This is a genomic window from Exiguobacterium sp. E17S, from assembly GCF_057772545.1.
Window position 1 is genome coordinate 554,528 of sequence record NZ_JBYLRU010000001.1, and the last position, 19,999, is coordinate 574,526.

19 protein-coding genes and 2 pseudogenes are annotated in these 19,999 nt (G+C 48.9%); 15 read left to right on the forward strand and 6 right to left on the reverse strand.

What is annotated here, in order from left to right; genetic code table 11:
* The first annotated feature begins 15 nt into the window (after positions 1 to 15).
* From AC3B4V_RS02845 to AC3B4V_RS02860, 4 genes and pseudogenes are all read left to right on the forward strand, one after another.
* A complete protein-coding gene (locus AC3B4V_RS02845) occupies positions 16 to 900 on the forward strand; it encodes an alpha/beta fold hydrolase (protein WP_488377686.1) in 885 nt (294 codons plus the stop codon).
* A 315-nt stretch (positions 901 to 1,215) separates the two neighbouring features.
* On the forward strand, positions 1,216 to 2,337 hold the full coding sequence (locus AC3B4V_RS02850; RefSeq protein WP_488378219.1) for a GTP-binding protein: 1,122 nt from the start codon (positions 1,216 to 1,218) through the stop codon (positions 2,335 to 2,337).
* Positions 2,338 to 2,448: 111 nt separating this feature from the next.
* Positions 2,449 to 3,971: pseudogene (locus AC3B4V_RS02855) on the forward strand (cardiolipin synthase).
* Positions 3,972 to 4,123: 152 nt separating this feature from the next.
* Positions 4,124 to 6,499 (forward strand): glycoside hydrolase family 31 protein, encoded by a 2,376-nt coding sequence (locus AC3B4V_RS02860; protein WP_488377687.1) that lies wholly within the window; start codon positions 4,124 to 4,126, stop codon positions 6,497 to 6,499.
* A gap of 77 nt (positions 6,500 to 6,576) precedes the next feature.
* Here AC3B4V_RS02860 and AC3B4V_RS02865 read toward each other — a convergent pair whose 3' ends face one another.
* The 3 genes from AC3B4V_RS02865 to AC3B4V_RS02875 form a co-directional block, all read right to left on the reverse strand.
* Positions 6,577 to 7,377 (reverse strand): SMI1/KNR4 family protein, encoded by an 801-nt coding sequence (locus AC3B4V_RS02865; RefSeq protein ID WP_488377688.1) that lies wholly within the window; start codon positions 7,375 to 7,377, stop codon positions 6,577 to 6,579.
* A gap of 105 nt (positions 7,378 to 7,482) precedes the next feature.
* The gene (locus tag AC3B4V_RS02870; protein WP_290779313.1) at positions 7,483 to 8,064 is read right to left on the reverse strand and encodes a DUF1643 domain-containing protein; all 582 of its coding nucleotides are present in this window, start codon (positions 8,062 to 8,064) and stop codon (positions 7,483 to 7,485) included.
* 15 nt (positions 8,065 to 8,079) lie between these two features.
* Positions 8,080 to 8,763, reverse strand: a complete 684-nt coding sequence (locus AC3B4V_RS02875; RefSeq protein ID WP_488377689.1) for a lytic transglycosylase domain-containing protein — start codon at positions 8,761 to 8,763, stop codon at positions 8,080 to 8,082.
* Between the two features lie 500 nt (positions 8,764 to 9,263).
* Here AC3B4V_RS02875 and AC3B4V_RS02880 point away from each other — a divergent pair.
* The 8 genes and pseudogenes from AC3B4V_RS02880 (at position 9,264) to AC3B4V_RS02915 (ending at position 16,122) form a co-directional block, all read left to right on the forward strand.
* Positions 9,264 to 9,544, forward strand: a pseudogene (locus AC3B4V_RS02880) (CPBP family intramembrane glutamic endopeptidase).
* Positions 9,545 to 9,691: 147 nt separating this feature from the next.
* On the forward strand, positions 9,692 to 10,114 hold the full coding sequence (locus AC3B4V_RS02885) for a hypothetical protein (RefSeq protein ID WP_050677057.1): 423 nt from the start codon (positions 9,692 to 9,694) through the stop codon (positions 10,112 to 10,114).
* 350 nt (positions 10,115 to 10,464) lie between these two features.
* Entirely contained in the window at positions 10,465 to 11,145 is a 681-nt protein-coding gene (locus tag AC3B4V_RS02890) for an ABC transporter ATP-binding protein (RefSeq protein ID WP_294742157.1), read from the forward strand.
* Positions 11,142 to 11,960 (forward strand): hypothetical protein, encoded by an 819-nt coding sequence (locus AC3B4V_RS02895; RefSeq protein WP_406748056.1) that lies wholly within the window; start codon positions 11,142 to 11,144, stop codon positions 11,958 to 11,960. The genes AC3B4V_RS02890 and AC3B4V_RS02895 overlap by 4 nt, the downstream gene beginning before the upstream one ends.
* Before the next feature lie 12 nt (positions 11,961 to 11,972).
* The gene (locus AC3B4V_RS02900) at positions 11,973 to 13,043 is read left to right on the forward strand and encodes a hypothetical protein (RefSeq protein ID WP_488377690.1); all 1,071 of its coding nucleotides are present in this window, start codon (positions 11,973 to 11,975) and stop codon (positions 13,041 to 13,043) included.
* A 54-nt stretch (positions 13,044 to 13,097) separates the two neighbouring features.
* A complete protein-coding gene (locus tag AC3B4V_RS02905; RefSeq protein ID WP_406748054.1) occupies positions 13,098 to 13,979 on the forward strand; it encodes an ATP-binding cassette domain-containing protein in 882 nt (293 codons plus the stop codon).
* A 5-nt stretch (positions 13,980 to 13,984) separates the two neighbouring features.
* Positions 13,985 to 15,028 carry a hypothetical protein gene (locus AC3B4V_RS02910; RefSeq protein ID WP_488377691.1) on the forward strand — a complete coding sequence of 348 codons (1,044 nt, stop codon included), beginning with the start codon at positions 13,985 to 13,987 and terminating at the stop codon, positions 15,026 to 15,028.
* The gene (locus tag AC3B4V_RS02915) at positions 15,025 to 16,122 is read left to right on the forward strand and encodes an ABC transporter permease subunit (RefSeq protein ID WP_488377692.1); all 1,098 of its coding nucleotides are present in this window, start codon (positions 15,025 to 15,027) and stop codon (positions 16,120 to 16,122) included. Before AC3B4V_RS02910 ends, AC3B4V_RS02915 begins: the two co-directional genes overlap by 4 nt.
* Positions 16,123 to 16,212: 90 nt before the next feature.
* On the opposite strand, the gene AC3B4V_RS02920 is transcribed toward AC3B4V_RS02915, so the two are convergent.
* The 3 genes from AC3B4V_RS02920 to AC3B4V_RS02930 all read right to left on the reverse strand — a co-directional run bounded on the left by AC3B4V_RS02920 (position 16,213) and on the right by AC3B4V_RS02930 (position 17,666).
* Positions 16,213 to 17,106: a hypothetical protein gene (locus AC3B4V_RS02920; RefSeq protein WP_488377693.1), complete on the reverse strand. Its 894-nt coding sequence runs from the start codon at positions 17,104 to 17,106 to the stop codon at positions 16,213 to 16,215.
* Positions 17,107 to 17,195: 89 nt separating this feature from the next.
* Complete coding sequence (locus AC3B4V_RS02925) at positions 17,196 to 17,402, reverse strand: DUF2922 family protein (RefSeq protein ID WP_029341392.1); 207 nt, start codon at positions 17,400 to 17,402, stop codon at positions 17,196 to 17,198.
* A gap of 36 nt (positions 17,403 to 17,438) precedes the next feature.
* Positions 17,439 to 17,666, reverse strand: coding sequence for a DUF1659 domain-containing protein (locus tag AC3B4V_RS02930; protein WP_023467919.1), 228 nt, complete (start codon positions 17,664 to 17,666; stop codon positions 17,439 to 17,441).
* A 68-nt stretch (positions 17,667 to 17,734) separates the two neighbouring features.
* On the opposite strand from AC3B4V_RS02930, the gene AC3B4V_RS02935 reads away from it, so the two are divergent.
* From AC3B4V_RS02935 to AC3B4V_RS02945, 3 genes are all read left to right on the forward strand, one after another.
* On the forward strand, positions 17,735 to 18,730 hold the full coding sequence (locus AC3B4V_RS02935) for a potassium channel family protein (protein WP_231681707.1): 996 nt from the start codon (positions 17,735 to 17,737) through the stop codon (positions 18,728 to 18,730).
* Between the two features lie 69 nt (positions 18,731 to 18,799).
* The gene (locus AC3B4V_RS02940) at positions 18,800 to 19,492 is read left to right on the forward strand and encodes a hypothetical protein (RefSeq protein ID WP_488377694.1); all 693 of its coding nucleotides are present in this window, start codon (positions 18,800 to 18,802) and stop codon (positions 19,490 to 19,492) included.
* Between the two features lie 59 nt (positions 19,493 to 19,551).
* Positions 19,552 to 19,965, forward strand: coding sequence for a hypothetical protein (locus AC3B4V_RS02945; RefSeq protein WP_023467922.1), 414 nt, complete (start codon positions 19,552 to 19,554; stop codon positions 19,963 to 19,965).
* The last annotated feature ends 34 nt before the right edge of the window (positions 19,966 to 19,999 follow it).

Consider the following 19,999-nt stretch of genomic DNA (forward strand, 5'->3'; position numbering starts at 1 on the left):
AAGTAGGGGTAGTGTATGGAATATATCGTTGAAACATCAGCCGGTTGCTTTGATACCCGGCTGACGGGAAGTGGGGACGTCACATTCGTCCTCGATCACGGAATGATGTCGAATCGACACCAGTGGGGCTGGTTACGGACTGAATTGTTAAAACGGGGACGGGTCTTTGAATATTCTCGTCTCGGGTATGGTCGTTCGAGTCGTGGTAAAAGTAAACGACTTTTTTCGCATCAAGCGGATGAGCTCGCGGACGTCTTACGGATGCTTCGTGTCGAAGGACCATATGTCTTCATCGGTCACTCGCTCGGAGCCTATATCTCGCTCGCAAGTGGACGCCTGTTTGCAGACGAGACGCGTGGCATCGTCTTGCTCGATCCGTCGCATCCGGATGTCGATGCGGCATTACCGAACTGGTACGAACGAACACAAGAGGAGTGGAATCGATTCCTCTATTTCCTTAGTCACGTCCGACCGATCGCCTGGATGATTCCTGACCGTCTAGGAAAAAAGATGTTCAGTGTCTTACCGGAAGCAGATCAACTACCGATGTGGCGTCATTTTGCGGCGCCTGGACATTGGCGGGGAACACTCGACGAGTGGCAATCGGTCGAAGAGAACAATCAGCTGATTCTTTCGTTGCTCGAAGACGTGAAACAGCCGGTCCTCGTCCTGTCCGCTTCGAACTGGGCAGGTGGTATGCCAGAAAGTTGGTTGAACCCGGCATTGACCGAACAAATCAATGCGGCTCATGCTGCGTTCGCCGACAGTTTACCGAACGGGATGTATCATGTGATTGCGGATACGAATCACTATACGATCGCTGGTTTTTCGCATGAGGCAGCAGAGCGGATCACGGATTTGATCGGGGTGACATGGGATTTACCTATTCAAAGTCAGTAGTAAGGTTACGTTTTTTCGTTTCGCTCGAATCGTTTTCCTGGGACAAGCAACGCGCCGCTTCACTTCGTTGCAGGGTCGCTCCTGCTTGTATTTCCCTAGGAAGCGATTCCGAGCGAAAAAACGTTTTTTCTTGTGCTTCGGAATATCTGACACTTCATTCTTTTTAGTACGAAAGGGCGAAGTGTTAACCATTTAAGTCGACACGTGTCGGCTTTTTTATGGGAAAAAATAAATCGAAATCATTACGATTGACGACAGGTAAAAAGTCGGTTACTCTATAAAGCGTAACGATTACGTTTTAGGAGATGAATGATGATGCAACCGATATCGATCACCGTTTTATCCGGTTACTTAGGATCCGGTAAAACGACATTACTAAACCATTTACTACATAATCGCGAAGGGCGCCGCCTCGCGATCATCGTCAACGACATGAGTGAGGTCAACATTGACGCGGCATTGATTGAGCAAGGCGGGTTCTCGCGGACGGAAGAGTCGTTCGTCACACTTTCGAACGGGTGCATTTGCTGCACGTTACGTGACGATTTATTACTTGAAGTCAAACGCCTCGTCGACCAAGGCGATATTGACGGTATCGTCATCGAGTCGAGTGGTATCTCGGAACCGATTCCGGTTGCCCAGACCTTCACGTACGAAGATCCGGACAGTGCAATCGACTTATCACAAGTCACGAAAATCAATGCGATGGTCACGGTCATCGATGGTTATCGTTTCCTGAAGGACTTCGAATCCGGTGAATCGTTGATTGAGCGGAAACAGGCCGTCGATGAGACAGACGTGCGTGAAGTCGTCGATCTACTCGTCGATCAAGTCGAGTTCGCGGACATCATCGTCTTGAATAAAGTCGATCGCCTGACTCCGGAAGAACGCCATACCGTCATCGGTTATCTAAAGGCATTAAATCCAGTTGCCCGCTTGATTGAGACGACATATGGTCAAGTCGATCCGGCAGACATCTTAGACGTTGATCTATTTGATTTTGAACAAGCGGCAGCGAGTGCTGGCTGGATCCGTGAGTTGAATGCGGAAGAACATATTCCGGAAACGGAAGAGTACGGTATCAGTTCGTTTGTCTACAAGCGCGACGTGCCGTTCCATCCTGAGCGCTTGTTAGCCTTAATTGAAGACTGGCCGCAAGAAGTCGTCCGGGCAAAAGGCTTCTTGTTCCTTGCGACACGTCCTGAGATGGCATTGCTGTTCCATCAGGCAGGATATGCGTCGAACATGGAATACGCTGGTCGTTTTGCATCGGATGAGGATCGACGGACCGAACTCGTCTTGATCGGTATCGGACTGGAGCAAGAGAAACTCGAAGCATTATTTGATGCGTGTCTCGTCCAAGCAGATGAAACGGACTGGGCATCATTGAACGATCCAATCCCTGGTCGCGAGATGTACGAAGACACATTTTTATAAGAGGTCAATCTTTGGAGAAATCGTATCTACGGTTTCTCTTTTTTGTTATATTTTCATAGTGAATGGGGAAAGAATACTAGTGAAGGTATGTTAATTGAAGGAGGAAGGTCTGTGCGTAACCGGATTTTACAATTCGCACTCGTATTTTTAGTCGCCGGCGGTATCATTTGGGGACTATATCAACTCGGATATTTATTTTATGTCTTAACGATTTCAGCGACGGTCGTGCCGCTCGCTGTCATCATGATCATCTTCATCGAGAACCGGACAGCGGAATCAACGATTGCTTGGTTTCTCGTCCTGATTTTCTTACCGATTCTCGGAGTCATCATCTGGTTGATGTTCGGTCGGAATCCACGGCGCCGCGCCGGAATCGTCGTTCACATGACGAACGGAAATTGCTCAAGCAAGCGATTCGTCCAGTCCGGTCGCTTGCTGTCAGTGAGTTGCCACCGAATCACTTGAAGCTCGCGAACACGATTCGTAACTTCGGTGGTGGCGGGGTAGACATTCATACATCAAGTGAGATTCTGACGAACGGGGAAGAGACGTTCCCGGCGATTCTTGACGCGATTCGTCAAGCGCAGCATCACGTCCACATCCAGTACTACATCTATCGTAACGATGAGACAGGAAAAGCGATCCGGGAAGCATTGATCGAGCGACTCGAAGCCGGTGTGACGGTGCGGTTCATGTATGACGGACTTGGAAGCTATATGCTCGGTGAGAACTTCTTGCGCCCGTTACGCGACGCGGGCGCACATATCGCAGCCTATGACCCGATCTCAAGTCCCTTGTTCATCTTCACAGCGAACTTCCGCAATCACCGGAAAATCGTCATCGTTGATGGAAAAGTCGGCTTCACCGGTGGTTTGAACGTCGGGGATGAGTACGACGGTAAGAGCAAGAAGTTCGGCTTTTGGCGTGATACGCATTTGCGGCTTGAAGGACGCGCCGTCAAGGAATTACAAGCGACGTTCCTCGACGACTGGATCTATGCCCAAATTGAATCGAGTGACACATGGGAGACGTTTGCAGGGGATGAGTCGATCCACCGGTACTTCCCGAAACATGATGTGACGTCAGACGGGGCGATTCAAATCGTCACGAGCGGACCGACGTCAAAGGATCCCGCGATTCGAAATGCCTTGATTGCCGCAATCATCGCAGCACAACGTTCGATTTGGATCGCGACACCGTACTTGATTCCGGACAATGAGACGATGACGTTGCTCCGACTCGCAGCACGTGCCGGACTCGACGTCCGCATCCTGACACCGGGTAAAGGCGACAGTTTTACGTCTTATTACGGGACCCGGTCCTACTTCGGACCACTCTTGAAGGACGGCGTCAAGATTTACACGTACAACCGTCACTTCATCCATGCGAAACTGTTTCTCGTCGACGGGAAGATCGGTGCCGTCGGGACGGCAAACATGGACATTCGCAGTTTTGTCCTCAATTATGAACTAATGGCGTTCCTGTATGATACGGAAAGTGCCGAGCAACTCGAGCGTGACTTCATCGCTGATTTTGACGTCTCAATTCAGTTATCATCGAACGATTACGTCAAACGTCCGCTCCGCTTCCGGATTTTCGAGTCACTTTCGCGTTTGATTTCACCCTTATTATGACCGAGTGTCCCGCATCGATTTTCAGGTGCGGGACATTTTTGGGTTGATTCCTCCTTGAAGTGGGAACATGAACTCTTATACACTAGATGTGTAATCGGTTGCACACTACTTAGCCTGGAAGGAAGTGAAAGGGGCGTTAGTCCCGAACCCGTATGCGAACAATTGATGAATCCCATTTCTACACGCGCGACATGAAACCACAAGCACGACCAGACGCCATCATCCAAGGAGATGTCTACCGTTTCACGGTCTTGACGAGTCGGATGATCCGACTCGAATACGCGGCGGACGGACAGTTCGAGGATCGACCAACTCAAACGGTCTTCAATCGTGATTTCCCGGTACCTGCTTACCGCATCGTCGAAAACGAGGAAGAATTGCAAATCATCACCGAACACGTCCATCTGCATTATACGAAGGGACCGTTCGCTGCGAACACACTTTATATCGATGTCTTAGGGAACTTCAGTACCTACTACAGCCGCTATACGTTCGGCGGACCGCTCCGGACGTTAAAAGGAACGGCACGGACGCTTGATCATGCGGACGGTGTCATTCCACTCGAAGAAGGAATCGTCTCCCGACAAGGTTACGCAGCGATCGACGATTCGAACGCGTTCGTCCTGACAGAGGACCACTTCGTCGAACCGCGTCGCTCTGGTACACATGACATTTATTATTTCGGATACGGTCACGACTACAAACAGGCACTGCGTGACTTTTACCACCTGACAGGACCGACACCGATGTTACCGCGTCAAGTGCTCGGTAACTGGTGGAGTCGTTACTGGCGTTATAGTGAGAAGGAATACAAGGATTTGATGACGCGCTTCAAGACGGAAGACATTCCGTTCTCGGTCAGTGTCATCGATATGGACTGGCACGTCACCGATATCCCGGAACGCTACGGAAGTGGCTGGACGGGCTATACGTGGAACCGTGATCTATTCCCGGATCCACGTGGCTTCTTGCAGTGGTTGAAGGATGACGACCGGATGGTCACGCTCAACTTGCACCCGGCGGACGGTGTGCGTGGCTTTGAGGAAGCATACGAGGCGATGGCGGTCGCGATGGGCGTCGATCCGGAATCAGATGTTCGAATTCCGTTTGACTTCTCGGACCGGACGTTCATTGAGAACTACTTTACGAAGCTGCATCATCCGCACGAGGCAGATGGCGTGGACTTCTGGTGGATTGACTGGCAACAGGGTGCGAACTCGAAGATGAAGGGGCTTGATCCACTTTGGATGCTCAATCATTACCACGCACTTGATATCGCCCGCGATGGCAATCGACCACTGATCTTCTCACGTTACGCGGGACCCGGAAGTCATCGTTATCCGGTTGGTTTCTCGGGCGATACGATCATCTCGTGGGCATCGCTCCAATTCCAGCCGTATTTCACGGCGACGGCGTCGAACATCGGTTATGGATGGTGGAGCCATGATATTGGGGGACACCAGCGTGGGGAAAAGGATGACGAGTTATCGACGCGTTGGCTTCAGTATGGCGTCTTCAGTCCAATCATGCGCCTGCACAGTACGATGAGCATCTTTAACGGGAAAGAACCATGGCGTTATTCGACCGATGCGGCGAACGTCATGAAGAAGTACCTGCAGCTCCGGCACCAGCTCGTACCGTACATCTACACGATGAATGCCCGCAATCACTTTGATGGGTTGCCACTCGTCTCACCGATGTATTATGAACATCCGGAAGACGATCAAGCGTATAACGTCCCGAACCAGTTCTACTTCGGAACAGAACTGATCGTCGCACCGATGGTCACACCGATGCATCGAAAACTGCACATGACGGCAACAACCGCGTGGTTGCCGGAAGGCGAATGGTTCGATTTCTTCAACGGGCATCGCTACCGTGGCGGCAAGCAAATGCGCTTGTTCCGTTATCTCGAAGATCAAGGCGTACTCGCAAAAGCTGGTGCGATCGTTCCACTCGGTCGTCATCTCGAGCAGTCGAATGCTCTGCATAATCCGAAAGAGCTGGAAGTCGTCGTTTTCCCAGGAGCATCGAATCGCTTTACGTTGTTTGAAGATGACAGCGCAGGTATTTCGCACCGTGATGGTGTCAACGTCGAGACGACGTTTGCGCTCGACTGGGGCGCGCGTGAGCTGACGATCGCCGCACCAACCGGACACCGTGACTTACTTCCGGAAAATCGGTCCATCACATTGATTTTACGTGGAGTTCGTGAAGGATACGTCCAGCGCGACGGAGAGAGTCTGACCGGCGTCTATGATCATGCGACGCAGTCCCTTCGTGTTGAACTCGGTGAAGTGACGGATACGATCACGTTGTCGCTTCAAGTCGAGATGTCGACGAACGAGAACAAGATGGACCGGTTGTATGCGTTCCTCGATCAAGCGGAAATCAGCTATGACCTGAAGGATCGTCTCTACCGTCTATTGTCACAAAAGCTCGATCCGATCAACATGATGCACCAGTTGCAAGCACTTGAACTCGAGAAGGATCTCGTCGACTGTTTGCTTGAGTTGATGTTGGCTTGATGTTTAGAACAAAATAAATGCAAAAATCCTGTATTCCTCATCCAGATGGACGAGGAATACAGGATTTTTTATATAGATTACATGTCTTCGTCTATCTCCTCATCCATCCAAGATAGTAAGTCTTCTGCATCGAGATCGTCACCTTTGCTGAGAATCAAGGCCGTGACGTCGGCTCGTTTCTGTTCTAACAACTCAGGATTGTTCGTCAAGACTTCCATGAGGTAATACGCATAAGAGCCAAGGAAATCAGGCTGGTCGTTTCGTTTGATCAGTGTCATGAACGCTTCGATGAGTTCTTCCTGTTCTTCATCGAGAATCATCCAGTGGGAGTAGGCGGTGAGTTTTTCATTTTCGTCATCACCACGGAGAATGTCCTTGATTTCAGGTAGCGTTAGAAACACGACATCCGGCAGGACGACTTCCGGAACATCAGTGCTCAGCTTCGTTAACCACTCATCATAGGTCGACGCGACGAAATGGGTCGTCTCATCCGAAATATCGAGGCACCAGATAGTCGGCTCAGCAGCTTCCGTAAAGTTAAAGTACCAAAAATAACTGCCTTCTCCGTCCGCGAACATCATGACGTTTCCTTCAACGTCCCACTCCCGGAGGACCGACAATTCGTCTAGATACCGCTCGAATGTTAATTTCATCATGGAGCTGATTGGGAGATGTAATCCAGTTTCTTTGTCAGACCATGTATTCTCGAACTCGACCATCAACGCAGTAGCTTCTGGAGACCCACCGTTTTGTTCCCGGATTTGTTCGAGGTAACGAGCGGGGAGTCGTCCGTTGACGGCTTGCTCGATTCGTGTAATGTCTGTTTCTTTGACTGAAATCATCGTTTCTTCTCGTAAATCTTCATCCCAAAATGGCATCGTATGACCTTCTTTACTATGTAATATGTAGACTTTGATTATACGCGAAGCTGATGGAAAATGTTTCAAAAAAAGACCCTTTCCGTTATGGAAGGGTCTGTTGTGTCATTTACGACGCAATTTTTTCGCTTTTTGTTTCATGTCGTTGTACGTGATCATCGGGCTATCGTCCATCGTCAAACGCAGATGGTTCGGTTCACCTTTGTTCGTGATGCCGGAGCAATAGAGGATGTCGGCATACTGATCAAACAGTTCCTCATATGCCGGCAGGTGGTGCATCAGGCGACCAGGCGATCCCCAGCCACAGAGGACGACGCCATTTTTCGCTTTGACATCGGCAAGTGTCTTCGCAACGAACTCATAGTTCGTCTCATCGAAGCTCGCTTGTGCGAACGGCAGATCCTCGCTGACGAGCAGGTCCGGCATCAAACTGATGATGTCATACTGTTTAACAGGATCACTGACATACTTCTTCATCAAATTGTACGCACGTTGTGTCGTCGTTCCAGAGAGAAAGGCGTCCGTCGTCCGTGGTGTGTAGATTAAAGCGGCGACGTGCGTTCCTTCTGCGATGTCGTCAAAGATATAGCTGCGTAAATAGCGTTTCGTCTTGTCTCGATCAAACGTCGTCTGGACGCGGATCGACGATTCCTCAATCAAGAGTTCGGAAGAATCGGCTGGTGTCATGGGTGGTGCCTCCTTTTAATTGGTCAAACGTGAGCTGATGCGAAGGAAGAACGCGAGTGTCTTCTTCTTGAGGTCGAGGTCGTTCGCATCGATTGCCTCGACTTGTTGCTGGTAACGATCATATTGGGCAAGCACGTCAGAGACATATTGTTCACTGCGATTGTATTCAAACAGTGCTGTCGCGAGCGTGTCTCGGTCCGATGTCGTTGTGACATCGTGTTGTTTCAGATACTTCGCTGCCGTGTGGGCGCTGTCGACGAGACTCGTCGGATCGGCTTTCCCGTCGCCGTCCGCGTCCACTCCGAGTCCACCATATTTTTCGATGGCTTCCGGATCCGTGACGTCGATGCCGTCATGCTCGATGTCACCGAGCGACGTGCCACCTTCGTATCCCCAACCGACCCATGTTTTCGGCATGAATTGGAACGGACCGATGGCGCCAACGGACGATTGCATCGCTGACGAGTTTGAGAAGATCGTCTCGACGCGATGAATGGAGGCGAGCAGCTTCCAGTCGATGCCGTAACGTGCCGCGGCTTGTTCGTAGATGTCGATGTTCTCGGCAGGTACGCCATGCTGTCCATAATACGTACGATACATTTCATTTTGAACACGTTCCCGATTTTGCCAGTAGATGAAGCTACTGACGATGAGGGCGAACAGTACGAACAAGATGCTGATTCGAAAAACTTTTCGCATATTGTTCTCTCCTCTGTATAGGATTCCACTGAATGGTATCATATTTTAGTAGGGTCTAATAGCACTTTCTGTGACGGGAGTGTGGAATCAAAAAAGGAGTCGAAGTCATGTATCTCTTCGTAAATGGGTTTTTACTCGGATTGCTCGTCGTCCTTTCGATCATCGCAGCGGTCCGTCCGGTCGATTTGACGATCGTTCCCCGCAAGGAATTCTACCCCTCGATGGTCCAGTCGAGCGGGATTTTATGTCTGTTGCTCGTCGGTGGCACGCTGATTAGCGGTACGCTGTTGCCGGAAATCGGGTTGACGTTTTTTGTCCCAACTGGTCCGGTCTGGTACGCGACGATTGGACTGATCGTTTTTCTTTGCATCGTCCTGCTTTTGACGGCGACCGTTCCAGCGTTTCGCAAACGTTTGCTACCGCTCTATCAAAGTGAGGCGGAACGACTGATTCTGCCGCGAACAAAAGAGGAGCGGACCGGATTCCAAATGGTCGCGCTGATGGCAGGGGTGACGGAAGAGTTGATCTATCGTGGGTTTCTCTTCCATACGCTCGGATTATTTTTACCGTTTTCTGACGTCAGTTTCGTCTGGATCGGGGCGATTTTGTTCGGGGTTGCCATCGCTATCAAGGGTGGTTCGCGATCCTCGTCACGGGGCTGATTGGTGCAGGATTCGGTTACTTATATCTAGCGCTCGAGACACTCTGGCCATTGATCATCATCCATGTCTTAATTGATCTCGTTGCCGTCTACGTTTACAAGGACGATGTTAATTCCTGACATCGTCAAAAAGCGTTGAATTTGGTAGACTGAATGTCAAGCGAAGTCATCGTTTAAATTGGTCAAGTTGACGGTTGCAGAACAGGTCAAATGACAGGTAGAATGAGAAGGTAAACGCTTACACATCAAAAGGAGATGGATGAAACCATGCGAACGATCACTTCCACTGGCGAGCGAAAGAAGACGAGTTGGACATTGAATATCGGCAATCAGCCACATTTGATGATGGATGGTGTGACAGAACAAACGCTTGATGCCGAGCAACGTGTTGTCTACGACGAATTTTTGATTCCGACGACGGACACTTTGATTCATCGGTTCAAAGCCCGCTTCCCGAACCATCTCTGCGAGAACGGGTATGATGTGTATGGCGCTGCCGCTTTTGACGAACAGGTCGTCGAACTGATTTCGAATTGGTTCATCGAGCTGGTCACCGTCTTAACAGCGATGCAGCGGACAAAAGGCATTCAGCATGTCCAGATTGAAGGCGGTGTCGCAAAACGAACCGACTTCTTACCGACCGTGCGTCGGACATGTCGGGCACTGGAGTCAACGATTGATATTTATTGAAACACCAGTCACGTGTTCAGAGGGGGCGTCCATCAGGGCGTCCTCTCTTTTTTGATCAACAAATCGAAAGAATCAGACGTCGTGAGGATAACGTGCACTTTTTTGTTCATCTCGAATCGTTTTCCTGGGATAAGCATCGCGCCGCTTCACTTCATTGCAGGGTCGCTCCAATGTCGAAATAAGAGGTTGTCTAAATTCTGAGAGTCGGACGTAGTAGTCCGACTCTTTTTCATTTTCTGGATATATTCAGGAAAAAACAGGTTGACGCTAGACTGTATGGCATGTACCATACAGTTAACAGATGTACTATTGTCTTAATACAATGGTGATAATGAAGGAGGGAAAGTCTAGTGCTTGAAGTGAAGGGGTTACAAAAGCGATACGGACGAAAAAAGCACGTCTTACGTGACGTAACGTTCTCTGTCGGTCTAAACGAAGTGACATGTCTGATTGGCTTGAACGGGGAAGGAAAGTCAACGATCTTAAAAGCGATTCTCGGTCTGATTCCGGTGGATGCCGGGACGGTGACGGTCGACGGCAAAACGTCGCGCGACCAGATCGCATTCGTGCCTGATCTCCAGACGATGCCGAGCTATATGACGATTGGTCAGGCGCTCGCGTATATGGCAGATCATTATCCAGACTGGAATCCAGAGACAGCGGAACGGCTGCTGCAGACGTTCCAACTGTTTACGACGGATAAAATGGCGAATTTATCAAAAGGGAACAAAGCGAAGTTCAATCTCGTCTTAGGATTCGCCCTCGATCGACCATACATATTACTCGACGAACCGCTCGCAGGAATCGATCTTTTCATGAAGGAACAGATTGCCTGGATTTTCTCAAGTGAGTTCATGGAAGGACGGAGCATCCTGATGACGACGCACGAAATCGCTGAAGTCGAGCAAGTGATTGACCGAGTGTTGTTCTTACGGGACGGACAGATCGTCGAAGTCAAAGAGACGGATGAACTGCGCGGTCGTCATCATCAATCGGTCCAAGACCGGATGCGGGAGGTATATCAAGGATGAAACGCTGGTTGTTATTAACGAATGAAGAACTGAAACGAAGTACAAAACTATTGGTGTTGTTGATTTCAGGCTTGATCGTCGCGGAAATCGCGTCACTGCTCTATCAGATTTACGATTATCAAAGCACGATCGAGAAAACGATGCGGATTGAGCAGATATCAGAAATGGATGCGATTGCACGAGCAGGTGGTGCGTTGACCTTCGCACAGGCAACGGATTTTTACGATTCTATCATTGTATTAGCGATGGGGATGATCCTCTTGTTTGCGTTTTGGATTTGGTATCGCGACTGGTTGGGCGAGACGAAATACATCTACAGATTGCTATTGTTACCTGGTTCACGCCGGGCGATTATTGCATCAAAACTGACGACCGTTCTTCTCGTCGTCACTAGTCTGATTGGGATTCAGTGGGTCTTATTGTTGCTTAGTCGCAATCTTTACTTATGGCTATTGCCAGATGCTCAACAAGTTACAGCCAGCATCAACGAATACTCCTTCTACATGAAGTTGTTCTATACGATGTACCCAACTGACATTTTATTTATTTTACTGATGACATTCATCGTCATCTCGTTCGTCTTCATGACAGTATTACTGGAGCGGTCGTTTCGAAGAGGAAAAGCATTCTTGATCGTAGGATTACACGGGGTTGCGCTGATTGGCGGTTATATCGTTTTAGGCGTAGTATTGTCAGCTATTTCGAGCAACCTGAGTCAGCTGCATATGCAATTTTATTTCGGATACGTCGTGCTCTTAACGTTATATGTGTCATACAAAAATCTTCGGTTAGTCCAGACGCGCCTATCCGTCTAAAGGAGAAATCTCATGAAACGATATCGTCAACTTTTGATCTATGGATTGATCATTCTCATGACAATCGGTAGCTACATCGGCTATACGCTGTCGATCCAAGGCGCAGACTTGTCGCTCGAGACCGTCAGTGGAAAACCTTCACAAATCGAAGATTTTAATTTACGTCTTCAGACGAAAGGCATGCGTTCAACGATTTATGATGTCAATGCCAAGGGAGACATCGAAAAACAATCAAACTCTTACGTCGGGCAACTTTTCCGTGAAAATAAAATAACGGACTTACCAGACAAATATTATAAATTTACGACTCAAATGGAAACGAATGTCAGCGGGGATGAACAATCGGAGTATGCGATTCAGATCAAACACAATAAACTGCAATTTAAGATGTTTACGTTTAAGACGGAGGAGATGTTCGAGAAAACATTTCAGTATGATACAAAACTTGAGACAGGGAGGGACTTACAAGCCAGTGTCGTCGATAAACAGGCGATGAAGGTTTATATCCAACTCGATCGAGTCGATCAGCCAAAGGAAACAAAACTACTTGTGCTCGATTTAACAAGCGACCGGGTCGAAGAGATCGTTCTTCAAAAACCAGTAGCGCATAAAAACGCTCGTCAATTTTTAGCGATTCATCAAAATGAAGTCGTCTACACGGAACAACCGGCTGACAGCGATGAAGAGAACATCAAACTATCTTATTTCCTCGATGACGGGAAGAGCGTTCGGTCCATCAAGGAGTTAAATCAGCAACAAATCGGTTATACCCCCTATGCGAACGGTCGTTATTTAATCGGCTTCCGCCTGCCGGAGGAGGAGGCAAAACGAATCGAATGGTCGATGTTCGACTTGGAAACGAAACGATTATCCGAGCGTAGCGTAAGCAGTCCGCTCGTTTTGAAAAAGATTGATTGGTTGGATTCGAAGGACGAAATGCAGCTCTATCTTTCATCAGAGACGAACGATGGATTCCAAGTGTCCGTGATCGATCTGAAGAATGAGCAACTGATGTATCAAGGCGAAATCAAAGATGCGAATCATAAAAAAGGAACGCAAATCTATGATTTTGCGATTCAATGAAAAAAAGACGTCATACCGAAACCGGATGACGTCTTTTTGAAAGGACAGAATGATATGAAACTAGAAATCGATCAGTTATCGAAAATCTATCCAAATCGCAAACAAGCGTTGCAGGAGATCACGTTGACGCTGGAAGCCGGAGTGTATGCCTTGTTTGGTGAAAATGGAGCAGGGAAGACGACGTTGATGAAGATTCTTGCTGGACTGTTACGTCCATCGCAAGGGATGATTCGAGTCGACGGTCACGTCGTCTCACCGCTAGAAGAGACGTACCGCGAACGAATCGGGTATTTACCGCAAGAGACACCGATTTATGGTGATTTTACGGCAAAGCAATTTCTAACGTATTTGGCAACGGTCAAGGGCGTTCCTAAATCCGCCATAGTATCTCGTGTCGAACAAGCCCTGATGGATGTGAATTTATTGGAACAGAAAGACCAAAAACTGCGGCGCTTCTCAGGAGGAATGAAGCGCCGCGTCGGCATCGCACAACTATTGTTAAACGATCCGGACTTTCTGATCATCGATGAACCAACAGCGGGACTTGATCCAAAAGAACGAATTCATTTTCGCAACGTTATCGCGACGATCGCGCGAAAACGAATCGTCTTACTGTCGACTCACATCGTCTCAGATGTCGGGTCGATCGCAAAGGAAATCATCCTGATGCAGCAAGGGAAGATCATCCGCCAAGCCAATCCCTATACCTTGCTTGATGAAATCGCGACTTCGATTTGGTCCGTCGATGTATCAGACGAGACATTACTTGTCTTACAGGAAATGTATCAAATCGGTGCCATTCAACAAACACGGTCTGGTAAAAACCGCGTCCGGATCATCTCATCTGATCGACCGCATCCAGATGCGATTCAGGAAGAGCCGCAACTAGAAGATTTATATCTTTATCACCTAGATGAACGGATGCGTGGCGCTTGATGTCGATGTTCCGATTTGAATCCTACAAATTATATAAATCGCTGACAGTCTGGTTGCTGTTGATCGGGATGGGACTCTTTTTCTTTCCGACATTAGTGGAACCCATTGATCATGTCGTCAAGTCCCGCTATTCTTCCTTCGAAGGACCAGCGACGAAACAGGTATTTCAGATGATTAAGGCGGATAGCAACATTATCAATGATCCAGAAACAAGAATAGAAGAAGACGACATCTTGTACAAGAATGAAATCTATGCCCAAATCTTACATATGGAAGAAGCTCAAATTCAACGGCAACAACGCCTCGACGTTTTAGAAAGCGATACATTAGAGCAGAGACTCGTCAATCGTATCGACGTATCATCGATTCGCTATCACGATCCGGCGGAAATCGTAGCGACGTTCGTCAATCAATCCGGACTCCTGTTCCCGTTGATCGGACTCCTGCTCGTGACGATCAGTTATACACGTGAACGCATGACCGGAGTCGAGCAATACCAGTTGACGTCGCGCAATGGACGACACGTCTTATTGCGTGCGAAATGGATGGCTGCCGCTACATACGTGACAATCATCCACGTGTTGACGTATCTTGCGACGATCTTAGTCGTCCGATCTCAACTCGGACCGATCGATTGGTCGGCATCGATGCAAGCGATGGACGGACTTGCTGCAGCACCGTATCCATTATCGATTGGTGGATATGTACTGTGTACGTTCATTTATCAGGAACTCGCCTTTTTGACGCTAGCAACAGCTATTTTATGTGCCTCGTTATTCGCGAAACAGTATAGTCACGCCTTCATTTACGTAATGGTTTTGATCGGTTTACCATTGACGTATGGTTACGTCATTCCGGACGTGTTCTTCCCAGAGTTCGTACAAGTACTGATCTTCTTTTTCCCAAGCCGTGGCGTGCTGACGCGTGAACTGTTCCAGACAGATCTACCGTTCGTTTTACCAATGATTGTGATGCTCGTTTGGATTGTATTGATCGTCACCCTTTACGTATTCATGATGCGATCTGTCAAAAGGAGGGAGCTGGCATGAGACGCGAGTTATTGAAGGTGGAATGGCAAAAGATAAAACAACAAAAGATGGTCTGGGTTCTCCTTTGCTTTGTGTTTATCGTCGGTCTGATTTTTTCGTTTAGTCGGATGGGCTTACCTGGGACGGAACGAACGAATGCACCGTTCGAAGGAAAATTGACGAAGGACTTCGTAGAACAGGCAAGAGAAGGAAAAAAGCGTGTAATAAAGGATGGGATTACGAAAGCAGAACAGGACGAATACGGGATATATTTGCAGGTTCTGAAGGCGAATGGACGGCATCAGTCACAATCGCAACGTGTCGACAAATTGCGTCAACAAGCGCGCTCTACTACATCTGACATAAAAAAACGAAAACTCGAACAAGAAGCGTCGTTGCTTGCGAAGATCGATTATCAACGCGTTGGCAACTACCAGACACTTGATCAATTCATCGTATTTCTCGGTATTGGTGGATTTGCGTTACTTGCGATTGTCTTGACGTTAGTGACCGCGACGAGTTACTCGCGCGAAGCGCAGACCGGGATGTTGCAGTTGCTCTATAGCTCAAAGCATGGTCGCAAAGACGTCCTGACGGCAAAAGTAACACTCTCGATCCTGCTCGTCACTGGCATCATCCTCGTTTATAACATCGTGCAGTGGCTCTTATTTTTCCGTCAGTCGAGCGGCTGGGAGTTACCGATTCAGTTTAACTATCATGATTCTCCATACCCGTTGACATTCGGGCAACTGTATCTGCTCGCTATCTTGATGCAGTGGCTGGTCGCTGTCTCGTTAGTCATAACGTTCACGTTTTTCTCGTTACTCGTTCGGCATGTCCTTGCTGTTCTGATACTCGCATCGATTTGGTTGATTGGTCCGTTCATGCTGGAAAAGTTCTTTGGAGGCATCATGGCGAGCGAAACGATTCGCTCACTTCTCCTACTGACACAAGGGCAGTCATTGATGGTGTTCGTATTGTTTAGGGATTACCTTGCTATACCGGTGTTTGGGCAACCGATTATTTTACCAGTAGTCGTCATCGCCAGTAGCATCACGACGATTCTCTTGTTCGGCTGGGGTTGTTACAAGCTTGTCTCGCGTCAGTCTGCCTAAAAAAACGCTTCGTACCGAAAAAAGTTGTCCGGTGCGAAGCGTTCTTTTTTTCGTTTTGACTAGGAATCGTTGTGTCCTAAGGCGAAAGCATCAAGACGTGAAGTTTTTCTCTGCCGCTTTACAGGCGCGCAATAAAGCATCCTTGAAGAAGCGATCTTCCTGTGAAGCGAGTTGTTGGGTCGCTTCTTCGTCCCCACGTAGGGAGCGAGCGAGCATCTGAATGACCTTGACCCAGCGCCGGACGTGATCGAGTTGCGGGCGACCCATCGCGACGTATACCGTGAACCAATCGTTCTGATCGCGACGGATCATCCGTTGGAACAGTGATTTTGCGAGATCGACTTCTTCGGTCGTCGGGAGCTCGTTCGTCTCGAAATAGCGACGTAACGCAGCGACGGCAGTCGCATACGCTGCCTTGACGTCTTCTGACGGCTGATGTTTGCCGTAGTCGGATGTCGACAGATGAAGTAAGGCAGGTTTTTTCTCGACACCCGTGATCCAGGCGGAGACCGTCTTATTGCCTTTATAGGCTTGACGGTTCGCGACCGGGAGCTTCGCCGTGACGTTACCGACTTTTCCGATCAAGGTCACTTTGTTGTTGCGATCCTGAATTTCGGTCACTTTCATCTCGACCGTATCCCCCATTTCATGAGGAATGGCTTTCGGCTGGAGCTTTTCTCCTGCCGAGAGCGGTGAACGCTTGCGGATCATCCGCAGTGCTTCTTGTTCAATCCGGTCGTCAAGCGACCACAGATGTTCCGGTGGGACGTTGCGGAACCGGCGACGTCGGACCTTGATGTACTGGTCAAGCGCGTCAGCAGCTTGCTCCCGCGTCGATTCACCACGTGCGACGGGGCCGATGATGTCTCGGAGCGTAATGGATTCGAGACGTTCCATGATGCCTTCGAACGGGATGAGTTCCATTACGTAGAGACTACAGACGACGAGTTCGCATTCGCGAGGAGTGAGTGGGCGTTTGGCCATAAATTGACTTCCTTTCAGCTGGTTGATGTTTCTAGTATACCAAAAAAAAGCCATCGTCACGTAATCCCGTGACGATGGACTGAAAAAGCTTACAAGACGAATGCCGATTCCGAACTATTTTGCAATTCGGCGGACGCGAGACGTGTGACGCCGTTCATGAACGGGTCATGAGCGACGAACAAGTCACCGATTGCTTTAATCTCAGCCACGGTCGCATTCTCCTTCGCACCAGCGATCCGTAAGCGATACGGTTTTTTCGTCACCGTATCGAACGTCAGGACGATCGTATGTTCCATCAATGGTCACTCCTTTCATGAAATGTAGAGGATGGGTTATGCCTTCAGTAAAGCGTAGTCACGGCTGATTTCCGTCAGCGCGTAGCGTCCGTCGAGTAAGCTGCCAATCGATTGCCCGATCGAAGCGACGACGTCTGCTGGAAGATTTGAACGTAAGCCGTTGTAGCGGCGGCGAGCGACGACGGCATCACCGTTTGCTGTCACCTTGTCCTTACGCTCGAAGACGATGACGAGACTCGTCTTGATCTCTTCTGCTTGTGTCATGTGTATCACCTCCTTCGCCCTTATTGACAGGGGAAGAGACCGGATTGTTCGAAAGGAATGAAAAAAACATGGTCTGGTTACGTTTTTTACGAAAAGTCTCGTTTCTACGGATGCGGACGCTCGGGTATGCGTCCTTAATTTTCGTCTTCGGTGTCGCGGGTATCATGTACGCGCTTGAGCCGGAGACGTTCGGGTCCTACTTCCGCGCCGTCTACTGGACGATGACGACCGTCGTCACAGTCGGATACGGTGACTTCTTCCCGAATTCGGATACCGGTCGGATTCTGACGATCTTCGTGTTCATCTTCGGGATCGGGATCGTCGGTGGATTGATCTCAAAACTGGTCGACGGTGTCCAGTTGATTCGTAATCAAAAGGAAAGAGGGTTGTTACAAGTGAAGGAAACAGGACATACGGTCGTCTTCGGTTACAGTCGACGTTCGAAGCACGTCATCGAGTCATTGCTCGAACATACGGATGTCGTCCTCGTCGACGACCTAGAGCGAGAGCCATTCAGTCATCCCCGGTTTCATTACGTCTGTGGTGATCCGGCGCTGACGTCGACGCTCGAGCGAGCGCACATCGAAAAAGCGGTCCGCGCGATCGTCCTTGCGGATCACTCGATTCCGCCGGTCCATGCTGACGGACGAACACTGTTGATCGCTTCAAGCATCGAACGGGCGAACCCGAACATCTACACGATCGTCGAGATGATGCTTGAAGAACACCTCGATAGCTTTGAACAGGTCAAGGTCGATGAGGTATTGCTCGGTGACGAGACGATTGCCCGGATGGCGATCCTTGCGTCCCATCATCCTGGTGTGACGAAGGTCGTGACGAACTTATTGACGAAGGATGGTGAAGGGATGTTCTCGATTCCGACACGACCGGAATGGGCGACATACCGCGATGCGTTTCACGCCTTGCTGGAAGAAGGGGTGACGATTCTATCCGACGGGAAGCGACTGGATTTGAACCAACGTCTCGATGAACCGATTCCGAAAAACGGTACGCTGATCGTCTTATGTTCGGAGGAAACCGCCCAACGAATCGGAGCAATTTAGGTCGGGCATGATTCAACTAATCTTTTTTCGGGTATAGTAAACAAATTTACTAAACGGAGGAAAAGGATTATGACACAACCACAACCAGAATGGATCCAAGAATTATTCGAGACGGTCGATCAAGGCGAAATTAAAAATGCACCGAAATTACTCTATATGGCATTGACGCTTGAACCAAGTTATTTTACAAAAGCAGTTAGTCGTTTTAATCAACGATTGGAAGTCGAACCATTAACGGACGTTTCGGAACTACTGACGGTCTATCGTCAATTCTTCCTCTCAGCTAATCCGTCAGAGGAATATTGGTCACTTGCCTGGAACGAACTCATCCAGACCCTACAACATATGATCGATCGTCCAGAAGCGCAGCAATTACTTAAAGAACATATTGATTTACTCGACTGGTGGTCAAGTGAATCGTTGCTGTCGCTCCCGAGTTGGTTAACGATTCTCGACGTTGCAGAACGCATCGACGCGCTTGATCAATTTAGCAGTTATCTTCCAGATATCTTTGAGAGCTACGCGCTCGAGACAGCAAAGGATGAACCGTTCGCTCGTCTTGCCTGGTACGCACTCGCAAGCAATCAACAAGAGTTGCTTGCCCCGTACAGAGACCGGATTGAAGCCGGTTCATCGAAGGAAATTCAGTCTCTTCGTCAAGCGGATCTCGTCGATCAAATTGAAACGACACGGGTCGTTATGTTAAAGTCGAAAGATAACGAGCCGATTGAATTAACATTTGATCGAAAATGGACATTATAAATTATCGAAGAAAAAATGACACCTAGAAGCCGCACGAATCCAATCCAAGGGGTGTAGGGATGATTCACGTCAATTTACCGAGTGGTGACTATGTCGTGTTAGTAGAAATAAATCGTGAAGTGCTGCTGTGTCATTCGATTGAAGAAGCGGAACAAGCACAACGTGACCGGTATGAACTGGTCGGACGGATGAGCGAACGCTTGCCGGCAGAAGTGATTGGACCCTCGATTGCGGACTTCGTCCGCTTTTCGACCGGGTTCATCGGCGAAGAAGTAACGTGGCATGAAGAAGAAGAAGCATTCTTTTGCCAACAGTTCGAGACGTTCGACGGTTCCCCGTTAGGTGAAGATTTGACGGGTATCGATGCAACGCGTTGGCGTGCGGTCCTTGCACGCTATTATGCTTACGTGACGATCGGAAAGATCATTCCTTTTGAAGTCAGCGAAGAACCGGACGGTACGGTTCCGCTTTAGTCCAGACGATTCTTCGGTCGGCGCGTAAACAGAG